Source organism: Microcoleus pseudofavosus SVA1_A4 (genome assembly GCF_036700565.1).
In the GTDB taxonomy this organism is placed as follows: domain Bacteria; phylum Cyanobacteriota; class Cyanobacteriia; order Cyanobacteriales; family Microcoleaceae; genus Microcoleus.
Window position 1 is genome coordinate 19,447 of record NZ_JAUBPE010000089.1, and the last position, 7,698, is coordinate 27,144.

Here is a 7,698-nt window from a genome sequence, read left to right on the forward strand (position 1 = left end):
AGTATTAGGCAGGAACTTGGATTTTTTCGGTGCCGGCAAGTTCAAAGGCTGCGTGAATTGCGCGCAAAGCTATCACACCTTGTGCCTCATCCACAACGCAGCTAATTTTAATTTCGGAAGTAGCAATCATTTGAATGTTGATTTGCTGTTGGGAAAGCGCTTCAAACATTTTCGCGGCTACTCCCGGATGCGCTACCATCCCGGAACCGACAACGCTAACTTTGGCAACTTCTGTATCAACTGCAACTTCGCCCCATCCGAATTCTGGGGCGGCTTTTTTCAGGGCAATTTTAGCAGCTTCGGCGTCAATTTGTGCTACGGTAAATGCAATGTCGCGAGTTAATATGCCGTCGATATTGTGGCAGCGCTGCGACTGAATGATCGTGTCTACGCTGATATTTTCCTCGGCTAAAAGTCCGAACAGTTTGGCTGCTACTCCGGGTCGATCGGGCAAATGGCGAATTGCTAGACGCGCTTGATTGAGATCCAACGCAACGGCGCGGACTGCGGGCGGTTTGTGGGATGCTGAATGCAGCCCAATAGGGGAGTTGGCGACATCAAAGGCTTTGCAGAGTTCGGCAACTGCCCGATCGCAATCTTCAGCATCGATCGCACAACTAACTTTCACCTCGGATGTAGAAATCATTTGAATGTTAATTCCCGCATCCGCTAAAGTCTTAAACATCTGCGCCGCTACCCTCGGACGACCGATCATTCCCGCACCCGCAATGCTAACTTTAGCTATTGGCCGCTCTTCTGCTTTCACTTCCGGTTCTCCCAATTCTGGGCGAGAATTCTTGCCGAGGGCGGGGATAATTGCATCTGCAACGGCGGTGGCTTGTTGGAGAGATTTTCGCGTCACGGTGAAGGCAATATCGTTAGTATTTCCTTCGTGAATTGACTGGATAATTAAGTCTACATCGAGGTTTTGTTGGGCGATCGCACCAAACAACCGCGCTGCTACGCCAGGGCGATCGGGCAAACGCAGTAGCGATACCCCCGCCTGATCTAAGTCAAATTCCACCGCATCCACCGCTGTTGCGAGCTCCAAACCCTCCAAAGGCCGAAGTTTCGGGGGTGGGGACACTACCCGCGTACCGGGGGCGTCACTCCAGCTAGAAAGCACTACCAGCGGCACGCCGTAATTTTTGGCAATTTCTACCGCGCGCGGGTGCAGGACTTTTGCGCCCAAACTCGCCAATTCCAGCATTTCGTCGCAAGTGATTTCGTCCATCAATTGCGCGTCGGCAACCAAGCGCGGATCTGTAGTCAGAATTCCGGGCACGTCGGTATAAATTTCGCATTTGTCGGCCCGCAGCGCTGCGGCGAGGGCCACTGCTGTCGTGTCGGAACCGCCGCGCCCCAAGGTGGTAATTTCCAATTCTCCGGCATCGGCTATGCCTTGGAAACCCGCAACCACAACGACTTTACCGCTTTTTAACTGGCTCTGAAGCCGATTGGGATCGATCCGCAAAATCCGGGCGCGGGTGTGGGCGGCTTCGGTGACAATGCCAACTTGGGCGCCGGTGAGGGAAATTGCGGGCTGTCCCATTTCCTGCAATGCCATGCTCAAAAGTGCGATCGAGACTTGTTCCCCAGTGGAGAGCAACATATCCATTTCCCGCTTGTTGGGATTTGCGGAAATTTCCTTGGCGAGTTTAACTAAACCGTCGGTGGTTTTGCCCATCGCCGAAAGTACGACAACCAGAGAGTTGCCGAGCTGTGCTGTTTTTACAACTCGTCGGGCTACCTCCAAAATGCGATCGACTGTACCAACCGAGGTTCCGCCATATTTCTGAACAATTAGTGCCATAGGACTTACACAAAAAGAGATCCAATACTTAAGTTAATATACGCAAATTTTTGATAATAACCGATGAATGTTTATATCGTTTCTGAGGAGGCTGCTAGGCGATCGGGTTTTTACAGCACATGATATTCCTAGGGACACTGAATTGCCGTGTCCCTACCGGAACCTGCGACTGATGGGAATTTAGATTTTTGATTGAAGAATTGAATAATTGCGAATAACTTATGAAGAACCCAATCCCGATAATCATCAGTCATCCCCAATCTAAAATCTAAAATCTAAAATCTAAAATCGAATTACTCGCCTTCTAACTCTCGCAAACGCGCTTCTAAAGCTTGAATTCGCAGCTCAGCTTCTATGCGCCTCTGTCGTTCTCGTTCTGTCGCTAATTCGGCTTGTTCTGCCCGTTCCTCGGCCGCCGGCAGCAAATTCCCGGAAGCATCCCACCAGCGCAGCCAAGGCAGTTCTACACCCTGATAAACCCCTTGCCAAATGCCTAATTCCACTCCTATTTGTGCGATCGGGTAATGTCCGCGCTGATTTTGTGGGACTAACTCGAAGCGATCCTCTACCAAATGATAAACTTCAACTTGTGCTTTGGTGACTTCATAAATGCCGTAAAATGCAGGTCGAATTATCCGCTCGTAAATCCAGAATTTGCCCTGGCGAGGAGTCCTATCTCTTTCTTCACTGCCATCGCCAGAAACAAATTCAAGTACAATCAGAGGCGGTATTAATTCCCGCCACATTACATAGGAACGGCGCAGATTTCCGTCAAGAGTTGGCGGCACGTCGGGCACGTAAAACCAATCAGGTGCTTCGGCTCCTCTTTCTGGCGGTTCCGGGGGCCCGGCCACTCGCCAATAAATACCGGAATCTTGACCGATGCATTATTGCCCGTCGGGATGAATTTGGTCTAAAATGGGTCTAATTGATGTTGTTAACAGGATGCTTTGAGGATGTTCTTGAAAGTTTTTCACAAAAGTACCGTCGGAGTCTGGTAATTGAGTGTGGTCTGGGAAATCTGTGGCTAGAATTTCGGGTTTTTCGGTGACACTCATGTTGACCTCTTGAAGGTTTAAAGATTATACTTATAATTCGTGACTTAGAGATTAATAATGCTATTATGTCATTGGAAGCCTCCGGTTGCTATAGCGGTTCTCAAGAAAGTGAGGTATGCCCTATGCCCTATGCCCTATGCCCTATGCCCTATGCCCTATTCCAGATAGTACCTCATGTTACTGAGAAAGGCTATATATAGAAAAATTTCCTAAATATGAGTCAGTACAAGTTAATTATTTTTGACTTCGACGGCACTTTGGCAATTACTCACAAAGCTATTGTATTTTGCTTTACCAAAACTTTTGAAAGTTTCAATATTATCCCGCCTGCTGCTGATACTATTATAGGTACGATCGGCATTAATTTACCAAATAGTTTTAAAATCCTCCATCCGGCGATCGAGGAAAGCGCAATTCCCGAATGGGTTGAAACTTACCCCTCTTATTATCGGACAGAAGGTGAAAAGCAGCTAGATATATTTCCCGGGACAAAGCAAATCTTGCAGTTGGCTAGCAAGTCTGGATTGAGCCTGGGAGTTTTGAGCAACAAACACGTTAGTTTTGTTAATTTGTTCCTGGAAAAGTTGAGAATTCACGGTTTTTTTGATTTAATTTGAGGCGATAACGGACAAATAATTCACAAACCAAATCCGACTGTTTTTTACTCGATTATTAAACCGCTGTTCCCGGAATTGGATAACAGTCAAGTTTTAATGGTTGGCGATACAGCGGTTGATTTGCTGTTTGCTCAAAATGCTGGGATAGATGTTTGTTGGGCGGCTTACGGATATGGCGATCGCGCTCAGTGTCTCGCCCTAGAACCGACTTTCGCGATCGACGATATTTCGGAACTTGCTGTGTTCGTTAAAAATTAATTTTTTCTTGTTTTTTTCAGAATAGTTTGAATCATTTAAGTAAAAAACATTAACTAAGAAATATTTTAATATAGCCGGACGCTCTATTTTTTTGATTGAAGTGAAAAAATAAAGGCCCGAACCTGTAAGCCTCGCAAAGGCTGCCAAATAAACCATACCAAAGATAGAGTGATCGCGGTAACAGCTATTATAAATTAACAAGTAGGATTCCTGAGAAGGTAGAAGGCAGAAAGAAAAAAACGAGGGAAGCCAGATTTTTTTTAGGTATAATTTACCGCCAAAATTCTGCATAATAGCTTTCTAACTTATGCCTACGGAAAACAGGAAATTCTGTTAAACTCTAGGGTGCGGCCAGTCGGGATAGACAATAAACTCAATCTATAGAAACTCATGCAGATCGATACAAGCATTCCTTCTGAAACGCTATCGCCGACTCGCGCTGGCGGCAATGCACCGAATTTAATAGAAGAAGTATTTCGGCTGTACGATCGCGCCCTGGCAGCTACCAGCAACGGCATCGCGATCGCGGACGCAACCCGGCCGGACAAGCCCATAGTCTACTGCAACCGGGCTTTCGAGCGGATTACAGGCTACGATCGCACCGAAATAATCGGGCACAACTGCCGCTTCCTGCAAGGCCCGGATACCGATCGCGCAGCCGTCGATCGAATCCGCGCGGCCTTGAAAGAACAACACGACTGCAAAGTAGTTCTGAAAAACTACCGCAAAGACGGCACCCCATTCTGGAACGAACTAAGCATCTCGCCCGTGCGCGACAGCAGCGGGATCGTCACCCACTTCATCGGCGTCCAATCTGATATCACCGATCGCTTCCAAGCAGAAGAAGCCCTCAAACAAGCCGAGGCAAAATACCGCAGCATCTTTGAAAACGCCACCGAAGGCATCTTTCAAACCGCCCCAGACGGGCGCTACCTCAGCGCCAACCAGGCACTCGCCCGAATGTACGGCTACGATTCCCCCTCAGAACTGATCGCAAATTGTTCGGCAAAAAACCTTTATGCCGATCGCGCCCGCCGCGCTTCCTTCACAGCCGAAATCAGCAAAAACGGTTCCCTAAAAGAGTTTGAGTCCTGCGTCCGCCGCAGAGACGGCAGCACTACCTGGATCTCGGAAAACGTGCGCGAAGTCCGCGGCGAAGGCGGCGAACTCCTTTACTACGAAGGAACCGTCGCCGAAATCGCCGATCGCAAGCGCGCCGAAGCAGCCCTGCACAATCAAGAATACTGGCTAAAAACCGCGATCGATGCCGTGCCCGATGCCATCAACCTCACAGACGGCGAGGGGCGCTGGCTGATTGCTAACGACTGCGCCCTCAAACTTTTGGGCTGGGAAACCGCAGAGTACCAAGGCAAAACGACTGCCGAACTCGCAGCAGCAGCCGATCCCAGAGTCAGAGAAATCCTGCTAAGTTGGCAAGAAACCGACGAAACCACCTGGAAAGCAGGTACTCTTACCTCCAGCCGCCAAATTGTCCCCTTACCCACAGGCGGCAGTAATTTGTTTGAAGTGCGGAAAGTACCGCTGTTCAACCCCGACGGTTCCCGCAAAGGCATGGCAGTCGCGGGGCGGGACATCACCCAGGAAGTGGCAGCAGAAGCAGCTTTGCGGGACAGCGAACAGCGGTTTCGGGCAATTTTTGAACGCGCTGCGATCGGCATGGCAGTCGCTACCCTCGAAGGCGTTGCGATCGCCACTAATCCGGCATTTCAAGCTATGCTGGGGCGATCGAAAGCCGAACTGCGTGGCGCCAGCCTGGAAGACTGCGCGCACCCGGAAGACGCAAAGTCCGATCGCCAGTTGCGCCAACAGTTGGCCGCGGGATCGCGCGAAGCTTACCAAATCGAGAAGCGCTACCTCCGCCAAGACGGCAGCATTAGATGGGGACGCCTCAGCGCCTCTGCGATCGACAGCAGTCACGGCAGGCCCCAGTTTATTTTGGAAATGGTGGAGGATATTACCGATCGCAAACTTGCCGAATCAGCTTTATTGCAAAATGAGGCTAAGTGGCGATCGCTGATTCTCAACAGTTCCGACATCATTACTATTCTCGATGCCAGCGGCCACATTGTTTACGAAAGCCCTTCTGCTGAAACAGTTTTGGGCTACGAACCAGAGGAACTCATCGGTCAAAGCGTTCTCGATTTCATTCACTCTGACGACATTCCTTCGGCGATGTCCGACGGCGAAAAACTGATCGCAAATCCAGGCGATCCGATCGCCCTAGAAGCTCGGTTCCGGCGCGCTGACGGTTCTTGGTGTTTTCTCGAAGCCGTGGGCATGAACTTGCTAGCAGACCCCGCTGTGAGCGGAATTGCGATCAACTCCCGCGACATGACGGCGCGCAGGCAAGCAGAGTACCGCATCAGCAAAATCAACGAGTGCTTTTTGGGATTCACCACCGACGCTGCTGACAATATCCACCGCCTGACAACCTTAGCCGGCGAGCTTTTGGGCGGAACCTGCGCCGTCTACAGCCACGTCGGTGGCGGGCTGCTGCGCGCGATCGCAACTTGGCAAACGCCGCCTGACTACCCGGAGGTCGATCGCGCCGAAGGACACATCTGCACCGATGTCTGCCACCAAGCCAGCGATCGGGCTTTGGCAATTCCTGACTTGCAGAACACGATCTACGGCCAAAGCGATCCCGCTGTCATCCGCTACGAACTCAAAAGCTATCTGGGACAAGCAGTGCGGCGGGGCGACGATTACGTCGGTTCGGTGTGCGTTGTCTACACCGAACCGATCGCACCCACAGAAGCCGACTGCAAGCTGATCGGAATTATTGCCGGCGCGATCGGAGTTGAGGAAGAACGGGCTGCCGCGGCAGATCGCGATCGGCAAAAATCCCAGGAATTGCAAACAGCTTTGCACGAATTGCAACAAACTCAAATGCAGTTAGTCCAAACCGAAAAAATGTCTTCCCTCGGACAAGTGCTAGCAGGAATTGCCCACGAAATTAACAACCCAGTTGGCTTTGTCGCCGGCAACCTCTGCCACGTCCGAGGCTACGTTCTCGACTTGTTAGAAATCGTGCAAGTGTATCGAGAAGAGTACCCAAATCCCCCAGCCCAAATTCAGCAACAAGCCGATGATATAGACTTAGAATTTCTAGGAAAAGACCTGCCAAAATTGCTCAATTCGATGCAGACAGGATGCGAGCGAATTGTAGAAATCATTCAAACTCTGCGGAATTTCTCGCGGGCGGACGAAGCGAAAATCAAGGCTGCCGATATTCACGAAGGTTTAGAAAGTACCTTGTTAATGTTGAACAGCAGGCTGAAAGCTAAGGCAAACTGGCACGGTATTAAAGTGATTAAAGAATACGGAGAACTGCCGCAAATAAACTGTCATCCCGGACTGTTAAATCAGGTATTTATGAATGTATTGGCAAATGCGATCGACGCCTTGGAAGAAAGCAGCAGCCAAGCAAAAAATACAGCAGATTCTCCCTTTCCTACAATTACAATTCAAACTGAAACGATTGATTACAAGAGCATTTGCATTCGGATTAAAGACAACGGTCCGGGCATTTCCGAAGATCAGATCGTGCGTTTGTTTGACCCGTTTTTTACCACAAAACCAGTAGGCAAAGGCACAGGTTTGGGTTTATCAATTTCGCACCAAATTGTCGTTGAAAAACACAACGGCAAATTGCAGTGCCTCTCGGAACCAGGTAAAGGCACCGAATTTATCATCGAAATTCCAATTAAGTAGAAGGATTCAGGAAGGCACTAAACGGATGAACATGAATACACGGATTAATTATTGAGTGTGTGTCAATTCATGTCATGTCCGTTTGATTCGGACTTGTATGATGTTAAATTGTGTAGGGCAGGGTTCGCCTATATTTTTGATAATTAGGGTTTGCTGAATAATCGATCGCCACCCAAGAGCAGGAGCTCACGATATCTGAAAGCTCAGTTAAAGATAA

2 protein-coding genes and 2 pseudogenes are annotated in these 7,698 nt (G+C 49.4%); 2 read left to right on the forward strand and 2 right to left on the reverse strand.

Annotation, left to right across the window (positions count from 1 at the left end; all coding sequences use genetic code 11):
• Positions 1 to 4: 4 nt before the first annotated feature.
• On the reverse strand, positions 5 to 1,813 hold the full coding sequence (locus QUA02_RS28445; protein WP_333032868.1) for an aspartate kinase: 1,809 nt from the start codon (positions 1,811 to 1,813) through the stop codon (positions 5 to 7).
• 293 nt (positions 1,814 to 2,106) lie between these two features.
• Positions 2,107 to 2,871: pseudogene (locus QUA02_RS28450) on the reverse strand (Uma2 family endonuclease).
• Positions 2,872 to 3,086: 215 nt separating this feature from the next.
• Between QUA02_RS28450 and QUA02_RS28455 the strand changes: the two are divergent.
• Positions 3,087 to 3,746 (forward strand): annotated as a pseudogene (locus tag QUA02_RS28455) (HAD family hydrolase).
• 390 nt (positions 3,747 to 4,136) lie between these two features.
• Entirely contained in the window at positions 4,137 to 7,481 is a 3,345-nt protein-coding gene (locus QUA02_RS28460; protein WP_333032869.1) for a PAS domain S-box protein, read from the forward strand.
• The last annotated feature ends 217 nt before the right edge of the window (positions 7,482 to 7,698 follow it).